This window comes from Azospirillum endophyticum, from assembly GCF_016595245.1.
Taxonomy (GTDB): Bacteria; Pseudomonadota; Alphaproteobacteria; order Azospirillales; family Azospirillaceae; genus Azospirillum; species Azospirillum endophyticum.
Genome location: NZ_JAENHM010000025.1, coordinates 250,947 through 273,803, shown reverse-complemented (window position 1 = coordinate 273,803; position 22,857 = coordinate 250,947). Strand labels below are relative to the sequence as shown.

Below are 22,857 nucleotides of genomic sequence, written 5' to 3'. Positions count from 1 at the left end.
AAGAGTGTTCAAATTCCTAACAAATCCTCTAAATGCGTCATTCGCATTAGGCGTTGTTTATATGATGCCCGCCTTGGGCGTCAGTATTCTGCGGATGATGTTGATCAAAGGCGTGGGCCTCGGGAGCCCAATCCGACAGGGGGGAGAAAGGCGGCTGCGGCGCAACTCCAGCTTCGTTGGGGAGGCCGAGACCCGATGCCAGAAGGGCCGCGAAGTTGGTGCCCGGAGACGTATCGCCGGAGGGTACCGCCTGCGGCTGGACCTGGACCTGCGCCGCGGACGCGGCCTTGACGTCGAAGGCGACGCCGGCCGCCATGTGGGTGCTGCCGTCAGCCATCGTCATGCTGGTGGTGCCCAGGATCCGGTTGCCGGCCAGACTGGCGTCGCTTGCCGTCGAGGTGGTGGCGATGGATCGGATGCCCGCTTCGGAGAGGCCGCGCAACTCCTCGGCCTGGCTGATGCCGTCGCCGTTGGCGTCCTGCCAGACCTTCAGCGTCGCGAAGCCCTCGTCGGTCGCGTCCAGGTGGCCGTCATGGTTGCGATCCAGGGATGCCAACGCATCCAGGCTGCTGTTGAAGCCGGTGCCGAAGCGTTCCGATACCAGTTCCCGCGCGTCGTCGATCCGTCCGTTGCCGTTGCTGTCCTGCACCAGCAGGGCGTTGCCGGAGCCGATCCAACCGGTGGCGTCGGCGACGCCGTCGCCGGTCACGTCGAAATGGATGCCGTCGGACAGCGGACGCAGGGCCAGCCCGTTGCCGGTCATGTCCAGCACGATGGGGTCGCTGGCGACGGTGGTCAGCTTGATGTTGTCGACGTGCAGGATCGGATTGACGCTGTTGTCGCCGGTGTCGGAGGTTCCGAAGCCCAGCGACAGGGTGCTGTTGGCCGAAACCACCACGCTGAAGCTGCCGCTGGCGCTCGCATCCTTCGCCAGCAGCGTCACCACGCCGTTGACGCTGACGAAGGAGAAGTCGTGATAGGAGCCGCTGTCGGTGAAGGTGAAGGACCAGTCGAAGGTCAGCGTCGTGTCCTGCGTCACCGTCACGGTCGTGCCGAGTTTCATCGCATGGCCGGCTGACGGAACCGTTCCGGTCGCGGTGGCGATGGACCCGTGGGCCAGGCCGAGGAAATCCTCCAACTGTGTCGGTGTCTGGCCGCTTGCCGAGGTGAGGGTTCCCTCATGGCCGTCGCCGGTCGACCCGACGGTTGCACCGCCGGTGTAGCTCCAGCCGGTCAGCCCATGGTCGAAGGAGCCGTTCGGGATCAGCACGCTGGGGTGCAGCGTCACGCTGTCGGTCGCGGTGGAGAAGGCGCTGCCGGCACCGGTGTCCATCGCCACCTTGGTGCCGGCGGTGCCGCTGGTCTGGTCCCAGGCATGGATGGTCAGGGCGCCGCTGACGGTGCCGGGCACCGAGGCGTTGGGCTGGAAGTAGAGCCGGTCGATCGAGCGCAGCAGCAGGGCGGAATCGCTGTCGTTGACCGTTCCGACCAGGCTCCAACTCGTCCCGCCGTCGGTCGAAAACCACCAGTGCCCATAGTTTTCGTTGGTGCCGACCAGGGCGATGCCGGTCACGGCGCCGGTATCGCCGTCGGTGACGTTCGCCTGGCCCGTGCCGTTGAGGCCGACCAGCGTCGACACGGCGATCCCGGCGCTTCCCGCGGTGGGGGCGGCGAGGGCTTCCGCGGCGACGGAGAGCGAGAGGTCGGTGTCGATCAGGACCGGGGACGCGTTCGGCGGTGCCACCGTGACGCCGATCGAGGTGCTGGCGGTCAGCGGTCCGCCCGCCCCGCCATTGCCTTGGTCGTCGACCAGGACATGGATGGTGTCGGCGCCGGTGTAGGAGGTCGCGGTGTAGAGGAGCCCGTTGGAGGCGCCCAGCAGGCTGTTGATGGTGGCGAGCGTCGCGCGGATGGTGACGCTGTCCGTTCCGTTGCCGGTGATGACGGCATCCGTTCCGCCATCCGCCAGGGTCAGCGTCCCATGTCCGGCGGTCAGGGTGACCAGCATCGGCTCCGAACCGGCGTCGATGTCCGACACCGACAGGCCGGTGACCGCGACGGCCACGCCCTTAACCGTCGACAGCGACGCGGTTCCGGCGGTGACCTCCGGCGCGTCGTTGACCGGTGTGACGCTTCCGGTCAGCGCGATGGTTTCGGCGCTGTAGATGGTGCTGCCGCCGACGCCGTGCGTCAGGTCGACGTGGTTGCCGGTGGCGATCGTGCCGCCGCCGTTCTCGATCAGACGGACGGTCAATGCCGGGGTGGTGCCGTTCCAGTCGGACGCCGGGACGAAGCGCAGGCGGTCGGCGGCGGCGATCACCAGGGCGGAGCCGTCCGACACGGACCCCACGGCCGCCCATGCGGTGCCGGTCCAATATTCCCAGGCGCCCTGCGCGGTGGTCGCCGCGTTGCCGACGACGGCGATCCCGGCGAAGCCGTTGGCTGCCGATCCGCCGGTGACGGCATCGGCTGCGTCGGAGAACAGGCCGTCGAACAGGCTGGTGACGGTCGCCCCGGCCGGATTCGTCGTGTCCTCCGCGATGGAGGGCAGGGTCGCGGCCGAACCGGTCGCGACCGGTGCGTCGTTGACGGCACCGACGGCACCGGAGAGCGTGACGGTGCCGTCACTGTAGCGGCTGGTACCGCCGCCCGCGGTCGCGGTCACCCGGTCGCCGCTGGCGATGGTGCCCAGGGAATCATCGACCAGCCTGACGGTCAGGCCCGGCGTCGTCCCGTTCCAATCGGCAGCGGGCAGGAACCGCAGGGCGGTGCCGGCGGACAGCAGCAAACCGTTGCCGTCGCTCGCCGCACCGACATTCGACCAGGCGGAGCCGGTCCAGTACTGCCACGTTCCCTGGGCCGCGGTGGCGGCATTGCCGACCACCAGTATCCCGGCGAAGGCGTTCGCCGCCGATCCGCCCGCCACCGCGTCGGCCGGGTCCGAGAACAGGCCGCCGAACAGGGTGGAGATGGTGGCGCCGGCTGGGTTGGCGGCGTCCTCCGCGAGCCCCGGCAATGTCGCCGTCGTTCCGGTGACGACCGGCGCGTCGTTGACCGCGGTCACCCGGCTGTCGAGCTGAATGGCGGACACGCTGTAGGGGGTCGTGCCGCCGACGCCGAGGCTCGTCAGGTCGACGTGGCTGCCGCTGACGACCGCGCCTTGGGAGCTGTCGACCAGACGCACCATCAGGCTGGGGGGCTGCCCGTTCCAGTTGGCGACGGGGAGGAAGCGCAGCATCGTGTCGGCGGCGAGCAGCAGCGCATTGCCGTCCGATGCCGCCCCGACCGCGACCCAGGCGGAGCCGCTCCAATACTGCCATTGCCCTTGGGCGGCGTTGCCGGGATTGGCGACCACGGCCACGCCGGCGAAGCTGTCGCCTGCCGCGCCGAACACCGCATCGCCCGGATCGGAGAACAGGCCGCCGAACAGCGACGACACGCTGGCACCGGCCGGACTGCTGCTGTCCTCCGCCACGGCGGCCAGGGTGGCCTGGACGGCCGTCGCCACCGGAGCGCTGTTGACGGGCGTGATGTCCAGGGACAGCTGCGCGAGGTCCGACGACAGCGGCGTCGTGCCTCCGGTGTCGGTTAGCGTGAACAAGCGGTGCTCGGCGCCGCTGAAACCGCCGGTCCATTCGTCGCCGACCGCCCTCAGCACCAGGGAGGGGGCCTGTCCGGACGCCCCGGCCGCAGGCAGGAAGCGCAGCAGGGCATTGCCGGGCAGCACGAGCGCCGCCGCATCGGCCACCGATCCCACCGCCAGCCAGTTGCTTCCGTCGGCGCTGTATTGCCAGACGCCGAGCGGCGAGCCTTGGTTCGCCACGACGGCGACGCCGACCACGCTGCCGCCGGTTTCGCCGGGGCGGAACATCGCCTCGATCAGGTGGAAGACGGTGAAGCCGGCAGGGGCGGTCGTTCCCTCGGCCATCGCCAGGGCTTTCGCCAAGGCAGCCGCATCGAAGGACGACGACAGCGTCGGCGCGGCCATGTGATGTTCGGCCGGAGTGCTCGGGCTCGAGGGAAGCGCCGGCGTGCTGCCGGGGGAGTTGGTACCGGGCGAATTCGTGCCGGGCGAATTGGTGCTTCCGGCATCGGATGAGGCATTTTCGAGGCTGCGGACCGCCGCCTGTACGGCGCGCTGCTGGCTTTGTGCGGCAACGGCGAATGCGTCGCTGGACAATGCCTTGGTCACCGACGGGGCCGAAACCGCCGGCTTGGCATCCGAGGAGGTCGTGGCGTGGGAAGACGTGTCGCTTGCGGCGCTCTTGTCCGCCACGCCGGACTGATCGAAGCTGATGGTCTTGAGCGCGGGCTCGCTCATCGCCGACTGCTTCGTCGCCGCGGGGGGAGACGAGGCGTCGTGTGTCGCGGGCGTCCCGTCGGCCGGCGCATCGGATGCAGCCTTGTCGCCCGCATTTTCCTTGCCATCGCCCTTGCCGTCACCTTTGGCGTCGTCCTTGCCGTCCTGTTTCGCGTCCTTCGCCTGGCCCTCGTCCTTGCCGTCCTTCGCCTGGGCTTCCGCCACCTGTTCGGTGTTCTTGCCGTCGGCGCTGTCGCTGTGCGCGGCGGTGGTCTCGGCGGCCTTCTTGCCGTCACCGGTTTCGCCGGCTTCCTTCCCGGACTCCTTCGACGAGGCCGCCTTGTCCGGGTTGGCGAGGTCGGCCATGGCCTTGTCCTGTGCGGAAACCGGCACCGAGCTGGCCTGCGCGTTCTGCTGGACGGTGTCGGCGGCTTGCCGGGCGGCTGCCAGGGCCTGCCCGGCGGAGCGCCCTTCCGCCAAGGCCTGTCCCAGTGCCGCGCTGAATGCGGCGCCGCTTCCGCCGAGGGACTGGACGGCCTGTTCGACGTTCTGTCCGCTGGCGAGCGCCGCGACGAGCGGGTCGCCCTTCACCCCCTTCATCGTTTCCGCCGACAGCGCGGAAACGGTGGCGACATCCTGTTGTGCCGTGCCCAATGCGCCGGCCAATTCGTGGCCCGCCGACAGGGCGCCTCCCAGGGCCTGGCCGAAGCCGCCGGATGCGTTCGCATCGATGCCGGCGGCCGTGGCGAAGGACTTGACGGTCTCGGCCACGTTACGGCCGGACGCGAGCGACGCCACCAGCGCGTCGGTCGGCTTCGCCGGCACGGCGGCGGTGTCCTGGCTGGCCTGCATGTCAGCCTGCGCTTTGGTCGATGCGCTGAGCGCCGCGTCGGCCGAGCCTCCCCGGGCCAGTGCGTCGTTCAAGACGCTTGCGAAGGCGGGGCCGCCCGCGGCGCCCTGCGCCTCCGCACCGCCCGACGCCAGGGCGGTGAGCATGCGGTCGCCTTCGGATTGCCCGACCGTGGCGGAATGCGTCAGGACCTCGCTGTTGGCGCTCAATTCCCTGGCCGCCGTCACGGCGGCGGTGGACTCGGCGCCGCCGGACAGCGCCCGTTCCAGCGAATCGGCAAAACGGCCGCCAGGATCGGATCCGAGCGCCTTGACGGCGTCCTGAACCCCGACGCCGGAGGCGAGCGCGGCGGTCAGCTGGTCCGCCGGGGAGAGCGGGGACGGCGCCATGGCGGCGGCAGGCTGCGCCGGCGCGGTCAAGGCCTGCGACAAGGCGGTGATGGGGTCCGCCGTTCCCGACGGGCGGGCGAGCGGATCCATCACCCCATTGAACAGGGCGGCGGACAGATCGGACGCGGCGCCCTTGGCGGTCAGCGACTGTGCGTCCACCGTCTGTCCTTGAGCCAGCGCGGTCGCCACGCGCTGCTCGCCGGTCAGGGAAGCGGCTTCCTGCGTCGCCTGGGCCATGCGCGCGGCGGCGCCGGCGGCGATCTGATTGGCCTGGAGGATCGCGCTGTCCGGCGTGGCTTGCGCGCCGAGCCCCTGCGCGAAATCATGCATCCACCCATCCGCGAGCGCGCTGGCCGCGGTTCCCGGCAGGCCTTGTCCGCTCAAGGCCGCCGCCATCTTCACCTGGACCGCCTTCAGCGCGCCGGCGTCGCCGCTCAGCAGCACGGCCGCCGCCTCCGATGCAAGCGAGTCGGGAATGGTCAGGGGCGGGACGGACGTGGTGGCGGCCTGGAGGGGGTCTGTCATCACGGCCCTTTCGCCGACGCGGAAGTTGCTTGTAGCAACCTCAATTAAGACAGCGATTTGCTGAATAAAATCTGAACGCCGGCGCTTCTTTGGACGAATCCTGAACGATTTGTGGGGAAAACTTACTTCGGACGGGAATGCCGATTTCCGCAATCCGCTTCGTACATTGTTTTCATGCAACCATGATTAGAGAATCTATTTGTGTTCCGTGCTATCGCACGGCAATAAGCCGGATGCGACCGATGGCGGGGGTGTTTGCCCGGGGTCGCAGCGTCGTTTGGTGATCGGATGCAGCCATGGAGTCGATGCCGATTTCGAGCCGGTCCAGCCGCTCGGTTGCCTCAGAGGCATGAAAGCCTGAGTGGCGGGAAAGAACGGAAAGGTTGAAAATAAAAGATACAATCTCCCGTTATTTGATTGCAAATCCCAATTGCGGGATCGGCGGAAATAATGATTTTTAGATAGTGAATATTTTATCGATTTCCCGTTTGGCCAACACAGCTGCGGAATTACCCGCAAATGAGTTGCGTATATCGGCAAAAACAATCAAAATGGCGGCGTGAAAGAATATTTTTCCCGTATATGGTTGCGCGGAGAGGATTGTGTTCGCGAAAATTGATCAGACTGTGGATGAGGAGGGCCGGGTGGCGCTTGGCGACGAATCGCATCGGGCACAAGTCGACAACACCACCTTCCGCGGGATCGTCTCCGGTGATGCCGAACTGAATTTCGCCTGGGCCGCCTTCCTGATCGATTCCCTGGTGGCGGCGGGTTGCACCCATGCGGTGATGTGCCCGGGCGCCCAGATGGCGCCGCTGGCGCTGGCCTGCCGCGCCAACCCCGGCCTGTCGGTGACGGTGGTGATCGACGAACGGTCGGCCGGCTTCTTCGCCCTGGGCCTGTCCAGCGTCACCCGGCGGCCGACCATCCTGATCTGCACCTCCGGCTCGGCCGTGGCGGAGTTCTATCCCTGCGTGATGGAGGCCAGCAACGGCATGGTGCCGCTGGTCATCATCACCGCCGACCGGGCGCCCGAGAACCAGGACCGCAGCTCCGCCCAGGCGATCGATCAGATCCGGGCCTTCGGCCAGCATGTCAGGGCCGCGCACAATCTTCCGTTGCCGGATGCCAGCATCGATACGCTGTCGCCGCTGGCCTCCCGCATCTACGAGCAATGCCTGTGGCCGACCCCGGGCCCCGTGCATGTCAACCAGCCCTTCCGCGATCCGCTGATCGCCTCCGGACGGAGGAAGCGGCCGGTCCCGCCGCCGCCGGTCATCACCAACCCGCTGCTGGCCGTGCCGGATGCCGTGGTCGCGGACATCGCCGCAAGACTGTCCGGCCGTCCCGGCCTGATCCTGTGCGGGGCCAGCGAGAATGCCGACGAGCCCGGCTTTCCGGAGGCGGTGTACGACCTGTCGCGGCGGCTGGGCAGTCCGATCATCGCCGATCCCTTCAGCAACCTGCGCTTCGGCGCGCCGGCGGATGTCGCGGTGATCGCGCGGGCGGATTCCTTTCTGCGCGCGGACCGCTTCACCGAAGCCCACCGGCCGGACTGGGTCCTGAATTTCGGCGGACCGCCGATCTCCAAACCGGTGCTGACCTACCTGCAGGGCTGCAACTGCACCGACTATATCGGCGTCGACCCGACGACCAAATGGCAGGATCCGATCCTGCGGTTGACGCGGCTGGTCCGCGCCAGCCCCGAGATGCTGTGCCGGGCACTGACGGCAACCGGCCGGCTGGAGCCGGCGCCCGACCGTTGGACGAAATCCTTCATGGCCTGCGACGGCTTCATCGACGGCCTGTCCCACACCGCCTTCGACAAGACGCTGTGGGAGGCGCCGATCCTGCGCCGGCTCGTCCAGGCGACACCGGAAGGCGCCGTTTTCTTCTGCGGCAATTCGATGGCGGTCCGCGACGCCGACAGCTTCTCCGGACGGACCGCCCGCCGGTTGCGGATGTTCGCCAATCGCGGCGTGAACGGCATCGACGGGTCGATCGGCACGCTGATCGGGGTTGCCGCCGCCCAGCCGTCGGTCAAGACGCTGGCCGTGGTCGGTGACATGGCCTTCCAGCATGATGTCGGCAGCCTGTCGCTCGCCGGCCCCGGCAACATCGTGCTGGTGGTGCTCAACAACGGCGGCGGCGCGATCTTCGACTATCTGGCGACGGCCAAGGCACCGGAATATCTCGATTTCGTTTCGCCGCCCACCATCGACATCGGGCTCGCGGCCCGGGCCGCCGGTTGGGCGCATCACCGTGTCGGCGACCTGCCCGGCTTCATCGACGCCCTGGCCGCGGCGATGGCGGCCCCCGGTCCGCAACTGATCGAAGCCGTCGTCGACCGGGCGGAGAGCGTGCGTCAGCACAAGCTGTTCTGGGGAGCCGCCGACGGCATCAACGCCATCTTGCGGTTGCGCGGGGCGGACGGCATGTCGATCACCTTCGCCACCCCGCAGATCACCGACGGCGACCGCTCGCTCGTCGAGTTCGACCCGGGTCTTCAGGACTGACCGGCCACCGGCGGGACGCCGAACTCCCGCTTGCTCGATGCCGGCTTTGCAACCCCTTCCGGAATGACGGGTGAGGAGCGGCGGGCCTTGTCCGGATGCCGCCCCTGTCCCGCCCACGGTACCATCCGAAACGGAGACGGTCATGACAATGTCCTTGCTTCCCGCCCCTCACTCCCCGCGTCCGACAGCCGGAGCCGCTGCCCGAACCGCGCGGCTGCGCCGCACGGCGATCGCGACCGGCTTGCTTGCCGCCGGCGGACTCGGGCTTCCGGTGATCGCCCCTGCCGTTGCCCTGGCCCAGCCGGCCCAGAAGGAGGCTGCCGTCCATCAGCCGACCGCCGATCTCCACCCGATTGCGGGCGAAACCGCCAGTCAGGCGCCGCGGTCGGTCGTCTTGCTCGAAACCCCGCTGCATTCCGACGGCAAGCCGATCGCCTATCCCAAGGGGGCGCCGCAGATCCTGGTGCGCACCACCGAGATCCCCGTCGGCGCCAGGACGGGCGTACACAGCCATCCGGTCCCGCTGGTCACCTACATCCTGAACGGTGTGCTGACGATCCAGAGCGCCACCGGCGAGACGAAGACCTACAAGCCGGGCGACGCCTTCGTCGAACGAACCGACTGGCACGAAGGCATCAACCAGGGGCTGGAGCCGGTCCGGCTGCTCGCCGTCTATGTCGGCGAGGTCGGCGCGCCTCTGTCGATCAAGCCTTCGAACTGACGCCGCTCTCCGGCGACGAACCGGAAACACCAATGGGCCGCGGGATAGACCCGCGGCCCATTTTCATGGTGCGCCCAGCATGGGCGCGTTCTTGAGGGTGGAAGTCCCTCCGTAAGCTGGTCACGGCGAACGAAGAGAAGCGCAACTGCGGAAGGGTGACCGACCGTGGGAAGGAAGCGTGGATCGCAACTGTGGGCCGATGGACAAGACTTCCTGCTGGGCTGGAAAGCCTACTTCCGACTGGCGCAAACCCCAGGGGTCTGGCGAAGGCTGGATGAATGGATGCGCCACCGGCTGCGGGCCATCCAGCTCAAGCAGTGGAAGCGGGGGAAGACCATCTTCCGGGAACTGACGGCCAGAGGGGCCAAGCCCGCCGTCGCCCAACAGGTCGCGGCGAACAGCCGGCGCTGGTGGCGCAACAGCGGCAAGCTCCTCAATGCCGTCCTCACGATCAAATGGGCAGACCAACTCGGAATGCCCAGGCTCGCATGACCTCAATCCCTCGAACCGCCCGGTGCGGACCCGCATGCCGGGTGGTGTGGCAGGGGTGCGACCTTCCCAGGTCGCCCCCTATGCCGATTCCTGTCCCGCCTTCCCGGCCGGGTCGGCCGGATGCGTCATGCGGTCCGGATGCGATCGGTGAAGGAATTGACTTCGGAGCGGAGCATCTCGGTCTGGTGGGTGAAGGTGTCGGAACTGGTCAGCATCTGTTCGGCCGAAGCTCCGGCATCGGTCGCCTTCTGCAGCACATGGGTGATGGTGCTGGCGACTTCCGTGGTGCCGAGCGCTGCCTGACGCAGATTGTCGCTGATCTCCGTGGTCGCCTCGAACTGGCGCTGCACGGCGCCCGAGATGGTGGTGGCGATGCTGTCCATGCGGCCGATGGTCTCGCCGATGCGCCGGATCGCATTCACCGCGTCCATCGTGCTGGACTGGATCGCGTTGATCTGGACGCCGATCTCGCCGGTGGCAACCGTGGTCTGGTTGGCGAGCGCCTTGACCTCGCTGGCCACGACGGCGAAGCCCTTGCCGAACTCCCCAGCCCGCGCCGCCTCGATGGTGGCGTTCAACGCCAGCAGGTTCGTCTGCTTGGCGATGTTTTCGATCATGTGGACGACGTCGCCGATCCTGCCGGCGGCCTCGGCCAGGGCACCGACAACGGTGTTGGTCGACCGTGCCTCCTGCACCGCGCCGCGGGCGATCTCCGTCGATTCCGACGCCTGGGAGCTGATCGCCGCCACCGAACGCGAGAGTTGTTCCACCGCGTCCGAGACCATGCGGACGTTGATGCTGGCCTCTTCGGTCGCCGAAGCGCCCTGGGTCGCCAGCTCCACCGTCTGTTCGGCCACGTCGGACACCAGCTTGGCGTTGGTCTGCACCAGTCCCGATTCGTGGATAACGCTCTGGACCACGCCCATCACCGTCTCCTCGAAGGCGACCGCCAGACGGTTCATGGTTTCCTGCTTCTCCTGCTCGTTGCGCAGGCGTTCCTCTTCCTGGGCGCTGCGCATGCGCTCCATGCGCAGGGCATTCTCCTTGAAGATCTGGACCGCCCGCGCCATGTCGCCGACCTCGTCGCGGTTCCCGGTGGCCGGGATCTCGATGCCGGTATCGCCGTTGGCGAGCGCGCTCATCGCGGCGGTCATGCTGCGGATGGGGCGGACGATCGAGGTGGCGATCAGCAGCGCGAAGAGAATGCCGCCGACCACCGCCACGACCGGGGTGACGACGGCTTGGCGCCAACTGGAGTCCAGCGCGGCGATCGCCCGCTCCTGGGTCTGGGACTGCGACCGGGAGAAAGTGTCGACGATCGTGTGCACGCCTTTCTCCAGTTCGGCCAGGATGCCGCGGATGCGCTCCTGCGTCTCGACCAGCGCCTGGCTGCCGGCGACCGCGTTGTCCAGTCCCTTGGCGAAGGTGGCGATCTGCGGATCCAGCGAGGCGAGGAAGCGTTGCAGGCGCTTGTTGGCGATCGCGGTCTTGGCCTCCTGCAAGGCTTCGTTCAGCCGTGTCATCTCGCTCTGGGCGGAGCCGGCGTCGTTGGGATCGAAAGTCGAGAAGTAGCGGGCGGCCGACGAGCGGGTGGATTGCAGGGCCTGCTGGAGGCGCAGCGCCGCCTGGAGCGCCGGCGGCTCGCCGCCGCCGAGCGCGCCGTCGACCACGGCGGTCACCGTGGTGTTGAGCTGCGCGCTGACCAGGAAGGCCTGGCCGACCCCGTCGCGCCGGCGGCCGACCGCGCCGACCACCGCGTCGAACGCGGCGCGGTAGTCGCCGGTCGCCTTGCGCAGGGCATCCATGCCGCCCTGCTCGGCGGAGCCGACCCCGCTGGCAGTCTCCGCCACCGCGCGGCCGAACGCGTCGACCTCCTTCCGCGCGGTGCCGAGGTCGACTTCGGACTGGGAGGCGATGTAGGTCAGGACGGTACGGTCCATCCGCTCGCTCAGCTCGACCAGCCGCGCGGTGCTCATCGCATCCTGGCCGGCCCCGATGACAAGTTCCAATTCGTGGCGGATGGCGCCGACGTTCTGGACGAACTGAATCCCCAGGAAGACGATCAGGGCGATGGTGGCCATGAAGCCGACCAGAATCTTCTGGGAAATCTTGATGCGCGAGGCGAAGTGATACATGCCGCCACCTGACTTGAGTGTCTGCGGGGATGCGGTCCGGCGGACTGCCTGCATCGCTGTCCGATGCGGCAATCGGCCTCTGCGCAACCGGGAATTTCAGGAGGCCCCCTTCGGCCGGCATCGCGGCCGAAGGGGGGTGGGAACGCTTACTTGTAGGTCTTGATTTCCTGGATCTTCTCGGCGGTGAACTGTTTCGCCATTTCCGCGTAGAAGGGCTGCAGCGCCTGCTCGAACGCGGCGCGGTCGAACTGGGCGGTCGGGGTGATGGTGATGCCAGAGGCCTGGAGCGCCTTCATCCCTTCCTTGTCGCCGGTGCGGACGAAGGTGCGGGACGCCTTGCCGCCGGCCTTGGCCGCCTCGACGAAAGCGGTCTTGACGTCCGGCGGGAGTTCGTCGAACAGCTCCTTGTTGATCAGGATCGCCGCCGGCGCATAGGTGTGGTAGCTGAGGGTGATGTGGCTCTGCACCTCCTGGAGCTTGGAGGAGACGATCGTCGTGACCGGGTTTTCCTCCGCCTCGGCCTGGCCGCTCTTCAACGCCGGGTAGAGCTGGGCGAAGGCCAGGGTGAAGGGCTGGGCGCCCAGGGTCTCGAAGGCCTGCTTGTAGAGCTCGCTCTCGGCGATGCGGATCTTCATCCCCTTGAGGTCCGCCGGGGTCTTGATCGGCCGCAGCGAGTTGGTGAGCTGGCGGAAGCCGTTCTCACCCCAGGCCAGCCCGACGACCCCCTGGTCCTTGAAGGTGTCGAGCAGCGACGAGCCGATGGGACCGTCCAGTACGGCGTCGGCATGCGCCTCGTCGCGGAACAGCAGGGCGATGTCGAGAATGCCCACCTTCGGGTTGAACTTGGACAGCGCGCCGCCGGCCGACGACATCACCATGTCGATGGTGCCGAGCTTCACGCCGTCGAGCATGGCGGGGCCGGAGCCGAGCACGCTGGCCGGATGCTCTTCGATCACGTAACGGCCGTTGGTGCGACGCTGCAGTTCCTCGTTCATCACACGCACGGCTTCACTGAACTGGGAGCCCTTTGCGAGGACGTGTCCCAGCCGAAGCTTTTCCTGGGCCAGGGCGCTTCCAGCCGCCATCAGCATGGTCACGCACAACGCTGCACCCCAAAACGCCCTCATAGCCAAACCTCCATGCGCGTTATAATCCGATATACTGATCATAGTGCGGGCATTGCCTTATGATATGCGTCCAATGGTAGAAAATATATTAAGGATAGTCAAAAATTATATGTCGGATGTCAGCAGGACGCTTTCCCGGATTGTTAAACAATATTTAATAGGGGTGTGGACGTGGCGATGGCGCAATCCTGTCGTTATGCGATCGCAGGATATTCGCGCTCCAAGGGGATGTTGCAGGATTCCGAACCGGGGAGGTTCGGGCAAGCCGGCGGGTTTGCACGCCGACCCTTCGGTTCCGGATCATCCGCGGATGGGGCGGAGGGACCTGCAGCGCCGTGCGTTCGATATGAAACGCATGGAGCCGCCAGCCCTTGATCGAGGATCGGAAACGCGCTTCCAATCGCTTCCGATCTTGCGCGATCCGATCTCGTGCAGACTGATCGGGAAGCCGGCGGACATAATAGAAAGCCCCGGCCGGAGGGGGATCCGGCCGGGGCGACGAGGCAGTGGAGACGATGGCGACTGATGGAAGTGGGCGGTTACGACGCGCGCCGCAACCCGGTTCCGATGGAGGAGGAGACCGGAACGGCGGCGGTGACGGGGAAGTGCAGGACTGACGGACGACCATCGGATACCAGCAAGGCGTCCGCAGGCTCCCGCCCGTTCAGCAACCACTGGTAGGCGGCAGCGATGGCGACGCGGTCGCGTCCGTCCGCGGACAGCACGCGCAGGCCTGTTGCCGCTTCCCCGGCCGGGCCGTTGCGACGAACCGCATCGCACAGCGCATGACCGATCCGGAGGTCCGGCACCAGAACCGCGCTGATCCCGGCCTGGGCAATGACCGATGCCAATGCTCCGAGGTGGGAAGGCGGCAGGGGGGAATTGCCGATTTCCCGCAGATCCAGGAACAGGCGACGGCCGGTACCCGGACCGGACAGCGCGTTGCGCAAAGTCCCGAGCCAAGCGGAGGGGGGAGCGTCACGAAGGCCGCTGCAGGCGACGGCGTGGAAACCCCAGTCGGTGGCTGCGACGGTGATGTCCTTCATGCTCTTCCCCTTCGATGAAAGCCCGGTTCTTCATGCAGGTCCGTTCCTCCGGTCCTGCCGGCTGGGGGGCCGGTCGGCTGCGGCGGAGCGTCCCTGCACCCAGAGTATAGGGAAGAATCCTAACAATCCGTAACGGAAACTAGTTTCCGGTTTGTAATCCGCATTCCGGATTCAGCATGCGATGGGCCGTTTTTCCGCGACGCATTGCAAAAGCAAAGCGGACGGGCTCCAACGCGGGCCGCCGATGTCGCGGTGGTAACGCTGCACTGCCGCGGCGATTCTGCCCAGCCCTTCCCGATCGGCCCAGAACAGCAGGCCGCCGCGCCAGGATGGAAAGCCGTAGCCGTGCAGCCAGATGGCGTCGATGTCGACCGCGCGGGCGGCGATGCCTTCCTCCAGGATCTTGGCCGCCTCGTTCACCATCACATAGAGGCAGCGGTCGCGAATTTCCTCGTTGCTGACCGGGCGCGGCATGATGCCGCGGCGCCGGCGGTCCTCCTCGATCACCGCCGCCACCGCCGGATCGGCGATGGGGCTGCGGCTGCCCGGTTCGTAGCGGTAGACCCCGGCCAAGGTCTTCTGCCCGTGGCGGCCGCGCTCCGCCAGGATGTCGAGCCAGTCGGTCGCCTGCGCCTCCGGATCGCCGGCCTTGCGCCGCTCTTCGCGGATGCGCCAGCCGACATCGATCCCGGCGAGGTCGGTCATCGAGAAATGGCCGAGCGGGAAGCCGAACCCGGTCAGCACGCGGTCGACCTGCTCGGGGCTGGCTCCCTCTTCGACCAGGGCCATCGCCTCCAGGCCGCGCTGGTGCAGGATGCGGTTGCCGACGAAGCCGTCGCAGACGCCGACCGCCACGCCCACCTTGCCGATGCGGCGCGCCAGCGCCATCGCCGTCGCCAGTACGCTGTCGGAGGTCTTCGCCCCGCGCACCACCTCCAGCAGGCGCATGACGTTGGCCGGGCTGAAGAAATGCATGCCCAGCACGTCCTGCGGACGGCCGGTCGCCGCGGCGATGGCGTCGACATCCAGCGTCGAGGTGTTGGTGGCGAGGATCGCGCCCGGCTTGCAGATCCCGTCCAGCCTCCGGAAAACGGTCTGCTTGATCTCCATGCTCTCGAAGGCCGCCTCCACCACCAGATCGGCATCGGCGAGGTCGGCATAGGACAGGGTGGGATGGATCGACGCCATCCGCTCCTCCATCTGCGTCGCGCTCAAGCGGCCTTTGCGGACGCTGGATTCGTAATTGCGGCGGATGGCGGCAAGTCCGCGGTCGAGCCCCTCCTGCGTGCTGTCCACCAGAACTGCCGGAATGCCGGAATTGGCGAAGCTCATGGCGATGCCGCTGCCCATGGTGCCGGCACCGACCACGCCCACCCTGCGGATGTCGCGCGTCGGCGTACCGGGCGGCAGGCCGGGAACCTTCGCCACCTGGCGTTCCGCGAAGAAGGCATGGATCAGGCCGGCGCGCTGCGGCGATTCCAGGCAGGCGAGGAACAGGTCCCGCTCGCGCGCCGTGCCGTCGGCGAAGGCCAGGGTGGCGGCGGCTTCCACCGCGTCGACGATGCGATGAGGGGAGAATAGGTGCGGCTGGCGCTTGGCAAGGTCGGCCCGCCTCGCCGCGAACAGGGCGGGATCGCTTCCGGCGATGCGGTCGATCCGGGCGCTGACCGGCTGCGGGACCCGGCCTCCGTCCAGCAGCCGTCCGGCGGCGCGCAGGCCGGCCTCCAGCGGAGAGGCGTCATCCTCCACCGCATCGACGAGGCCGAGCGCCAGCGCCTCCTCCGCGCCGACGGGATCGCCGGCCAGCATCAGGTCCAGCGCCTTGGCCGGACCGATCAGCCGCGGCAGCCGCTGCGTCCCGCCGGCCCCCGGCAGCAGGCCCAGCTTCACCTCCGGCAGGCCGAGCTTGGCCGACCGCAGCGCAACCCGGACATGACAGGCCAGCGCCACCTCCAGCCCGCCGCCCAGCGCCGTGCCGTGGATGGCGGCGATCACCGGCTTGGTCGCGGCGTCGAAGCACGCCACCACGTCCGGCAAGGTCGGCGGCGGGAACGGCTTGCCGAATTCCCGGATGTCGGCACCGGCCAGGAAGGTGCGTCCGGCGCAGACCAGCAGCAGGGCATCCGCGCCGCCGTCGGCCAGCCCGGTTTCGAGCGCCGTCACCAATCCGCTGCGCACGCCATGGCCGATCGCGTTGACCGGCGGGTGATCGACGGTGATGACGCCGATACGCCCTTCACGGGCATAGCGGACGGGACCGGGCGGAACAGCGTCGGTCTGGGCCGGCGACGGCATCGGCACTCTCCGGATGGCCAGTGTTTCGGGCACGTGAGGCCCACGGCCGATCATTCTATCAGACGAACAAGCCGGATCGAATTCGTGGAATATAATTCTGTCTATCGAAATTTACAAAGGCGCGGGCATGGGATAGGGAACCGATCGGTGCGGGCGAAGGTTGGCACTCGCGTCTGAGGTCAAAGGTGGAGTTGGGGTCATGGATTTGACGGGGAAAGTCGCTCTGGTCACCGGCGCGGGATCGGGCATCGGCAAGGCGTCCGCCCTGCGCTTCGCCCAGGCCGGCGCCAGCGTCGGCGTGCTCAGCCACACCGCGGACGAGATCGCGAAGACGGCCGACGAGATCGGGGCTGCCGGTGGAAAGGCGCTGGCCCTGACGGCCGACGTCGGCGACGATGCGGCGATGCGCCAAGCCGTCGAGCGTTTGGTGGGGGAGTTCGGGCGGCTCGACATCGTCTTCGCCAATGCCGGTATCAACGGCGTCTGGGCGCCCATCGACGACCTGAAGCCGGAGGAATGGGACCGCACCATCACCACCAACCTGCGCGGCACCTACCTGACGCTGCATCATTCGGTTCCGCATCTGAAGAAGGTCGGCGGCGGATCGGTGATCGTCACGGCCTCGATCAACGGCACCCGGGTGTTCAGCAACACCGGAGCCACCGCCTATTCCTGCACCAAGGCGGCGCAGCTCGCCATGGTGAAGATGCTGGCGCTGGAACTGGCGCCGCAACGCATCCGGGTCAACGCCATCTGCCCCGGCATCATCGAAACGCAGATTCCCGACAACACCCAATCGCGGAACCTTGAATCGGTGAAGGTCCCGATCGAGTATCCGAAGGGCAAGGTGCCCCTGACCGACGGCAAGTCGGGCGACAGTTTCGACGTGGCGGAGCTTGCGTTGTTCCTGGCATCCGACCGGGCCAAGCATATCACCGGTACGCCGGTCTGGATCGACGGCGCGGAATCCTTGATGGTCGGCTGACACGCCGCAATCCTGCGGCGTGCAGCCGTAACGAACACTGAAGGCGAAGAAGACCATGAGCTTGCAAGAACAGGTTCGGAACAACGAAGCCCTCAACCGTTACGAGCTGACGGTTGCCGATGCCACGGCGCTGGTGGCCTATGACATGCGCGACGGGAAGATCGCCCTCACCCACACCGAGGTGCCGGACAGCATGGCGGGCCAGGGGGTGGGGTCGGCGCTGGCGAAGGGCGCGCTGGACGATATCCGCGCCAAGGGCCTGAAGGTGCTGCCGCTCTGCAGCTTCATCGCGAGCTACATCAAGCGTCACCCCGAATACCAGGACCTCGTCGTTTAGAGCGGAGCGGGTGATGCGGGCCGGTCAGAGCGAATTGCCGTCCTCGTCGAGAAAGATCAGATCTCCGTCCAGCAGGAAGAGGCAGATGCAGTCTTCCTCGCTGGCGCCCCGGGCATGGTGGTCGGTCGCGGCGACATAATGGGCGACGTCCCCGACCGAGTAGCTGCCATACTCGTCGCTGAACGCACCGCGCAGCACCAGCAGCAGCTCATCGGCGGTATGGCGATGCGCCGGGACCGGGGCATCCGACGCCATGCGGAGCAGGCGGATCGTCGTGCCGGACAGGGTGCGCTCCCAGCCCGACAGCCAGACGCCTTTGGAGATTTCCTGCCACCGCCCATCATCGGTCGGCGTGTCGATCGCTTCCGGCAGCCAGCCGCGCAGCGGTTCCGGCACCAGCCGTTCGCCTGTCGCGGCGGCCTGCCTGGGCCGTGCGACCTCCGCCGGCATCGGGGAGCCGGCCAGCAGGCCGTCCATGCGGTCGAGCAGCCCGTCCAGCCCGTCATGGTCGGGGCAGGGCAGCTCCTCGAACCAGTTGCCGCACAGGGCCTCGAACGAGGCGACGCGCCGGCGGCAGTCCGGACAATAGGCGAGATGGGTCGCCACCAGCAGCGACTTGCCCGCCCGCTCCTGCCCGCTGGCATAGCCGAACAGATGCCGGTCGTCCGGATGATGGAGCGGCAACGTCACGCCTTGTCCCTCATGCTGCGTTTCAAATGGCCGAGTGCGAGGCGCAGCCGGGTCTTCACGGTCCCCAGGGGCAGCTCCGTGTCCTCGGCGATCTCCTCATGGGTCTGTTCAAGGAAATACGAACGGCGCAGCACTTCGGATTGGTTCGCCGCCAGAGAACCGATCGCGTCCTGAAGCTGGCGGCTGCTCTGGACCAGTTGGGCGGCTTCCTCCGGTGTGGCGAGCGACGCCGGGGTCATCGCCGGATCGTCCGGGTCGGGGGCCGGGCGCATCTCCTTGCGCAGGCGGTCGATGCGCCGGTTGCGCGCTATGGTGAACACCCAGGTGCCGACGGTCGCCTGGGCGGGATCGAAGCTGCCGGCCTTCAGCCAGACCGCCAGCATCACGTCCTGGACCAGTTCTTCCGCCATGCCGCGGTCTGCACCGAGCTTCAGGCAATAGTTTAGGATCTTCGGCGCGAAGTGGCGGAACAGCGCGGCAAAGGCGTTGCGGTCGCGATCCTGCGCGACGGCATGGACCAGCGCCTCGAAAGGGTCGGCGTCCGGGTCCGCAGACGATCGATCCTGTTCCAAGGGCCTCGGCAAGGGCGGCTCGCGCGAAAACGGCATGCAACCACCAGACAGCATTCCACCGTCCGGCAGCTTACCCGGAACTCCTTAACGGAGCATTCCTGAAAATCACCCCTGAAAAATGCCGTCCGGTCGTCCCTCACCGGGCCATCGGCGACTTCAGCGCGCTCATGGGATCGAGCGGAGAGACGGTCGGCGTGGTCTGGGGCAGCGGACGGAAGGCGGCCTGGGCCTCGGCGGGCAGAGGCGGACGGACGCGAGTCCGCCACAAACCATAGAGGGTGGCGCACAGCGCGCCGCCGGCAATGAAGCTGAACAACCCGGCCGGCCCGATCACGGTCATCAGTGCCGACGCCGCCGGCGGCCCGATGATCGCACCGACCGAGTTGGCCAGGATGAGGCCGCCGCTGGCCGACACCATGTCCTCCCGGCGGACGTAGTCGTTGGTATGGGCAAGGCAGACCGGATAGATGGTAAAGGACAGGCCGCCGAACAGTGGCGCCACCAGCATCAGAACCAACGGCTGCTCCATCCCGGCGGCGGCGATCATGCCCAGGCTGGTCAGCGACAGCGCTGCCGACAGGCCGATGATGACGCTGCGCCGGTCGAACCGGTCGGACAACCGGCCGAGCGGCCATTGCAGCGCCATCCCGCCGAGGATCAGCACCGACATGAACAGCGCCGTGCCCGACACCCCGAAGCCGGACGCGGCACCGAACACCGGAGCCAGCCCATAGATCGAGCCGGTGATCGAGCCGCTGATGAAGACTCCCGCCACCCCCAGCGGCGAGCTTTGGTAGAGCCGCCGGATGCCGAAGGAGGAGACGTTCGGCAATTGCGGCGGCGTGGTCCGCGTCAGAGCGACCGGCACCAGGGCCAGCGTCAACAGGATCGACACGATCATGAAGAGCTGCACGCCGGTCTCGTCGTCCAGGCGAAGCAGCTGCTGCCCGACGCCGGACGCCCCATACAGCGTCACCATATAGGCCGACAGCAGCTGTCCGCGGCTTTCGTTGGTGGCGGTGCCGTTCAGCCAGCTTTCGATGCACATGTAGAGCCCTGCCATGCAGAAGCCCTGAGTCAGGCGAAGCACGGCCCATAACGGCGGATCGGCGAACAGCGCATGCGACAATGCGGCGACCGAGACGATGGAGGCGAAGGCGGCGAAGGACCTGATGTGGCCGACGCGGGTGATGATCCGATGCGCATAGAGCGACCCCAGGGTCAGCCCGGCGTAATAAGCCGCAGTGATCATCCCGACCGCCGTCGCGCCGGATTCCGTCGCCGCCAGGCGAAGCCCGATCAAAGTCGACAGGGCACCGTTCCCCAACATCAGAAAGGCCACGCCCAGCAGAAGCGAAGCGACCGCACGCACGACCGGTGGCATGCCGAACCTCCGCCGCCGTCAGCCTGTCCGGGCCGGCAGGCCGGTCGAAATCCGATGATGCATGGCGAAACTCCGGCTGTTCATGCTCGTACGGCAGCTTGCGCTGTCCGAAGTCCAACAGCCAAGCCATGGATTCGCTCCGTCATCACGGACGATCCCACCAGCGCGCCTTACCATTTGGTCAACCCGACCATTGACACATCGTACCGTTCGGTAACATACCTTCCGCCAGGTAATGTCTGGCTATTAACCAATGACCAGGGAGACGCCACGATGTCCGACACCGCCCCACCGGTCCTGCTCGTCCGCGAGGGGGCCGTGTCCTGGATCCGGCTGAACCGCCCCGGTGTGTTGAACGCGCTGGACGAACCGACGGCCGCGGCTTTCCTGGATGCCTGCCGCAGCGTCGCCGACGAAGGCGGGCAGGGACCGACGCGGGTGCTGGTGATCGCCGGCAACGGGCGCGGCTTCATGGCCGGCGGCGATGTCGGCCGTTTCAACGACGATCCGGCCGCGGCTCCCGCGGTGGCCGGCGCCATCATCGCCCCGCTGCATGAGGCCCTGCGACTCCTCGATCGGCTGGACGTGCCGGTGCTGGCCTCCGTCCATGGGCCGGTGGCGGGGGCGGGGATGAGCCTCGCCAGCGCCGCCGACCTCTGCATCGCCGGCGACGATGCGAAATTCACCATGGCTTATGCCCGCATCGGCGCAACGCCGGACGGGTCCGGAAGCTTCCACTTGCCGCGTCTCGTCGGGCTGCGCCGTGCCATGGAACTGGCGATGCTGTCCGAGGTGATCGACGCCGCCGAGGCTTTGCGGATCGGCTTGGTCAACCGGGTGGTCCCGGCCGCGTCGCTGGCCGAAGAGACGGCGAAGCTGGCCGGACGCCTCGCGGCCGGTCCCACCATCGCCTATGCCGGCATCCGCCACCTGATGCGGCAGTCCTTCGACCGGACGCTGGGCGAGCAGCTCGACGCCGAGCGCGACCGTTTCCTGGCGACCGCCGCCACCGACGATTTCGTCGAGGGCGTCGGCGCCTTCATCGCCAAGCGCAGGCCGGACTTCACCGGCCGCTGACCCTCCGGCCGCTGACCCTCCAGTCGCCGACCGTCACCTCCGCCCGAGAAGTGGATTCATCATGCAGAACGACATCGTCATCGTCGGCGCCGCCCGCACCGCCATCGGCGGCTTCGGCGGCAGCCTGAAGGATGTGCCGCTGACCCGGCTCGCCACCGTGGCGGTCAAGGCGGCGCTGGAGCGATCCGGCACCGAGGCCGACGCCGTCGGCCATGTGGTGATGGGCAACGTCATTCCGACGGACACCAACGACGCCTATCTCAGCCGCGTCGCTGCCGTCGATGCCGGCATTCCCATCGGGGTGCCGGCCTTCAACGTCAATCGGCTGTGCGGCTCCGGCCTGCAGGCCATCGTTTCGGCTGCCCAGTCCATCGCTCTGGGCGACTGCGAGATCGCCATCGGCGGCGGCGCGGAATCGATGAGCCGCGGCCCCTATTTCGTGCCGAGCGCCCGTTGGGGCACCCGGCTGGGCGACGGGGCGCTGGTCGACTACATGAACGGCATCCTGCACGACCCCTGGCAGAAGATTCACATGGGCGTGACGGCGGAGAACGTCGCCGCCCGCTACGGCATCGACCGCGAGGCGCAGGACGCCCTGGCGCTGGAAAGCCAGCGCCGCGCCGCCCACGCCATCGCCGAGGGCCGGTTCAAGGACCAGATCGTCCCGGTGGAGATCGCCTCGCGCAAGGGCACGATCGTCTTCGACACCGACGAGCATGTGCGCGCAGACGTCACCCCGGAAGGGCTGGCGAAGATGAAGCCGGTGTTCAAGAAGGATGGATCGGTGACCGCCGGCAACGCGTCGGGCCTGAATGACGGCGCCGCCGCGGTGGTGCTGGCCGATGCTCGCCGTGCCGAGGCGCTGGGGCTGAAGCCGCTGGCCCGCCTCGTCGGTTATGCCCATGCCGGCGTCGAGCCCGACTACATGGGCATCGGCCCGATCCCGGCGACCCGCAAGCTGCTCGAGCGGACCGGCCTGTCGGTCGGCGACCTGGATGTGATCGAATCCAACGAGGCCTTCGCCGCCCAGGCCTGCGCCGTGATCCGCGAACTGGACTTCGATCCTGCCAAGGTGAATCCCAACGGGTCCGGCATCTCGCTCGGCCATCCGGTGGGGGCGACCGGCGCCATCATCACGGTGAAGGCGATCCACGAACTGCACCGCACCGGCGGTCGCTATGCGCTCGTGACCATGTGCATCGGCGGCGGCCAGGGCATCGCCGCCATCTTCGAGCGGGTGTGACGCGCGTTCGCGCCCGATGATCACGGCTGGAGTTTGGGTGAGGGCAAGCAATACCGCCCCTGCCCAAACTTCCGGGAATATTTTTCATTGAACGATCAATCAAAATAAAATGGCCGCAGGGTGCGGCCAATCGCGCAACGGCGCCATCAAAATGCAGCATTCGTGAACGCAGC

General features: G+C 67.6%; 15 protein-coding genes. 7 read left to right on the top strand and 8 right to left on the bottom strand.

Annotated elements, in window-relative coordinates:
• Positions 1-46 precede the first annotated feature (46 nt).
• The gene (locus tag JHL17_RS08320; protein ID WP_200191937.1) at positions 47-6,064 is read right to left on the bottom strand and encodes a beta strand repeat-containing protein; all 6,018 of its coding nucleotides are present in this window, start codon (positions 6,062-6,064) and stop codon (positions 47-49) included.
• Positions 6,065-6,666: 602 nt separating this feature from the next.
• On the opposite strand from JHL17_RS08320, the gene menD reads away from it, so the two are divergent.
• The 3 genes from menD (at position 6,667) to JHL17_RS08305 (ending at position 9,793) form a co-directional block, all read left to right on the top strand.
• Positions 6,667-8,580, top strand: a complete 1,914-nt coding sequence (menD, locus tag JHL17_RS08315) for a 2-succinyl-5-enolpyruvyl-6-hydroxy-3-cyclohexene-1-carboxylic-acid synthase (RefSeq protein ID WP_345773771.1) — start codon at positions 6,667-6,669, stop codon at positions 8,578-8,580.
• Positions 8,581-8,722: 142 nt separating this feature from the next.
• Entirely contained in the window at positions 8,723-9,301 is a 579-nt protein-coding gene (locus JHL17_RS08310) for a cupin domain-containing protein (RefSeq protein ID WP_247893390.1), read from the top strand.
• A 165-nt stretch (positions 9,302-9,466) separates the two neighbouring features.
• Entirely contained in the window at positions 9,467-9,793 is a 327-nt protein-coding gene (locus JHL17_RS08305; RefSeq protein ID WP_200191935.1) for a group II intron maturase-specific domain-containing protein, read from the top strand.
• 125 nt (positions 9,794-9,918) lie between these two features.
• On the opposite strand, the gene JHL17_RS08300 is transcribed toward JHL17_RS08305, so the two are convergent.
• The 4 genes from JHL17_RS08300 to JHL17_RS08285 form a co-directional block, all read right to left on the bottom strand.
• Positions 9,919-11,928 carry a methyl-accepting chemotaxis protein gene (locus tag JHL17_RS08300; protein WP_200191933.1) on the bottom strand — a complete coding sequence of 670 codons (2,010 nt, stop codon included), beginning with the start codon at positions 11,926-11,928 and terminating at the stop codon, positions 9,919-9,921.
• Positions 11,929-12,074: 146 nt separating this feature from the next.
• Complete coding sequence (locus JHL17_RS08295; protein WP_200191931.1) at positions 12,075-13,055, bottom strand: TRAP transporter substrate-binding protein; 981 nt, start codon at positions 13,053-13,055, stop codon at positions 12,075-12,077.
• 539 nt (positions 13,056-13,594) lie between these two features.
• On the bottom strand, positions 13,595-14,101 hold the full coding sequence (locus tag JHL17_RS08290) for a hypothetical protein (protein ID WP_200191929.1): 507 nt from the start codon (positions 14,099-14,101) through the stop codon (positions 13,595-13,597).
• A gap of 171 nt (positions 14,102-14,272) precedes the next feature.
• The gene (locus tag JHL17_RS08285) at positions 14,273-16,396 is read right to left on the bottom strand and encodes a 3-hydroxyacyl-CoA dehydrogenase NAD-binding domain-containing protein (RefSeq protein WP_200191927.1); all 2,124 of its coding nucleotides are present in this window, start codon (positions 16,394-16,396) and stop codon (positions 14,273-14,275) included.
• A 199-nt stretch (positions 16,397-16,595) separates the two neighbouring features.
• Between JHL17_RS08285 and JHL17_RS08280 the strand changes: the two genes are divergently transcribed.
• Both JHL17_RS08280 and JHL17_RS08275 read left to right on the top strand, forming a co-directional pair.
• A complete protein-coding gene (locus JHL17_RS08280; RefSeq protein WP_200191925.1) occupies positions 16,596-17,381 on the top strand; it encodes an SDR family oxidoreductase in 786 nt (261 codons plus the stop codon).
• 55 nt (positions 17,382-17,436) lie between these two features.
• Positions 17,437-17,718: a GNAT family N-acetyltransferase gene (locus JHL17_RS08275; protein ID WP_200191923.1), complete on the top strand. Its 282-nt coding sequence runs from the start codon at positions 17,437-17,439 to the stop codon at positions 17,716-17,718.
• A gap of 24 nt (positions 17,719-17,742) precedes the next feature.
• Here JHL17_RS08275 and JHL17_RS08270 read toward each other — a convergent pair whose 3' ends face one another.
• The 3 genes from JHL17_RS08270 to JHL17_RS08260 form a co-directional block, all read right to left on the bottom strand.
• The gene (locus JHL17_RS08270; protein WP_200191921.1) at positions 17,743-18,408 is read right to left on the bottom strand and encodes a ChrR family anti-sigma-E factor; all 666 of its coding nucleotides are present in this window, start codon (positions 18,406-18,408) and stop codon (positions 17,743-17,745) included.
• Positions 18,405-18,992 carry a sigma-70 family RNA polymerase sigma factor gene (locus JHL17_RS08265; protein WP_247893389.1) on the bottom strand — a complete coding sequence of 196 codons (588 nt, stop codon included), beginning with the start codon at positions 18,990-18,992 and terminating at the stop codon, positions 18,405-18,407. The genes JHL17_RS08270 and JHL17_RS08265 overlap by 4 nt, the downstream gene beginning before the upstream one ends.
• Positions 18,993-19,116: 124 nt before the next feature.
• Positions 19,117-20,364, bottom strand: a complete 1,248-nt coding sequence (locus JHL17_RS08260) for an MFS transporter (RefSeq protein ID WP_200191917.1) — start codon at positions 20,362-20,364, stop codon at positions 19,117-19,119.
• Positions 20,365-20,637: 273 nt separating this feature from the next.
• On the opposite strand from JHL17_RS08260, the gene JHL17_RS08255 reads away from it, so the two are divergent.
• Both JHL17_RS08255 and JHL17_RS08250 read left to right on the top strand, forming a co-directional pair.
• Complete coding sequence (locus JHL17_RS08255; protein WP_200191915.1) at positions 20,638-21,441, top strand: enoyl-CoA hydratase/isomerase family protein; 804 nt, start codon at positions 20,638-20,640, stop codon at positions 21,439-21,441.
• A 61-nt stretch (positions 21,442-21,502) separates the two neighbouring features.
• Entirely contained in the window at positions 21,503-22,684 is a 1,182-nt protein-coding gene (locus JHL17_RS08250; RefSeq protein ID WP_200191913.1) for an acetyl-CoA C-acyltransferase family protein, read from the top strand.
• Positions 22,685-22,857 lie beyond the last annotated feature (173 nt).